This is a genomic window from Paludifilum halophilum, from assembly GCF_002245355.1.
Classification (GTDB): Bacteria; Bacillota; Bacilli; order Thermoactinomycetales; family DSM-45169; genus Paludifilum; species Paludifilum halophilum.
Genome location: NZ_NOWF01000031.1, coordinates 1 through 1,310, shown reverse-complemented (window position 1 = coordinate 1,310; position 1,310 = coordinate 1). Strand labels below are relative to the sequence as shown.

The following is a 1,310-nucleotide window of genomic DNA, read 5'->3' as shown; positions in this document are numbered from 1 at the left end:
GTATGGCAAAAAGGAATCCTCCTTCCCGGATTTTCCTTAAGAAAATTCTTCTAAATTGTATCAGAGGGGAAATTCTCGTTCAACAGTCCTTTTGGACTATATCAGGTATAGATTTATCCCCCTCCCATTTTCCATCATCCATTTCCTTTTTCATCCTTTAAATAAGAGAAATAAATACCCCCCAAAGGACTAAGGCATATGATCAATGACCATATGCCTAAAAAATTATCGGTAAATTTTTGTGACGTGGTACATTTTCTCCTCTTGCATCTGCTTTAGAAGCTAATCATAGATCTCCAAATACTGCTCCAGATCTTCAGCAGATTGAATATCTGACACATCATCTACTTCCAGTCCGGCTGTCAGGAATTTATCATACTTTAAACTTTGTGTGAAATCGATTTTAGTTACTCCCTGTTCTTTAATTTCGGGATCGTAATACCATACTTCAAGACTGGAACGTATTTCATTTTGATTTAGAAAAGACACCAATTCGTATGCCCTTTCTAACTCTCGGGTTTTATTATTTGCCGTTAGAGAAATCGGTACATTAACTTGTATCTGTTGATGATATTTTTGTGTTTGTTTACGAAGTTCCTGAAAACTAGGTGACTGTTTAGCAAATTGATCTTCAACTTCCTGATCCACAGATACACTGGTATTCCAGTTCATTAAGGGTGAAAAAGCACCTTCAATCTGTGGTTCTATTTCCTTCTTACCTTCTTTAGATAGTTTATGAAAGAAGTAGGAGTCGATAAATTGACCGTCATCTTTCTTAACTAAAAAATCATAACCATCATCATTCTTGAGATGCCCTTTCATGCTATACGATCCTGTTTGCCAAATGTACTCGATTTGATCGACATAAAATTCCTTTCCGTACTTGTTTTTTAGATACGCTTCCGCCTCTTTCTTTACCTTTTCCTTTTCTTCCGTTGACAGCCCTTCATTTTTACCAATCGGCAAGGACAAGGACTGTTTGGTCAAATCATCCACCACCCAGGTTACAACAGCGGCAATAACAAAAGCGATCACAATTTCAATAATATACGATCTCCCGCTCGGCACTTTACGCTTTCCTCGAATCATTTGTACACCGACGATAACCACATCGATTAACACTACAAGGTATAAAAGGATAATCGGGAGCGTACTTACCGTATTCTTGAGAACAATACATACAAGGTCTAACCCGACAAACAAGATTCCTTTCCAACGCTGCCCATTGACAAATTGGCCCGTTCCTGGAACCAAAAACGATAACAAAATAGCAAAAAAGAGTCTCAACCAAAAACCCCCCTATGGGCAAT

At 38.0% G+C, this 1,310-nt stretch carries 1 protein-coding gene; it reads right to left on the bottom strand.

What is annotated here, in order from left to right; genetic code table 11:
* Window positions 1-282: 282 nt before the first annotated feature.
* A complete protein-coding gene (locus CHM34_RS18260; RefSeq protein WP_141201773.1) occupies window positions 283-1,287 on the bottom strand; it encodes a hypothetical protein in 1,005 nt (334 codons plus the stop codon).
* Window positions 1,288-1,310 lie beyond the last annotated feature (23 nt).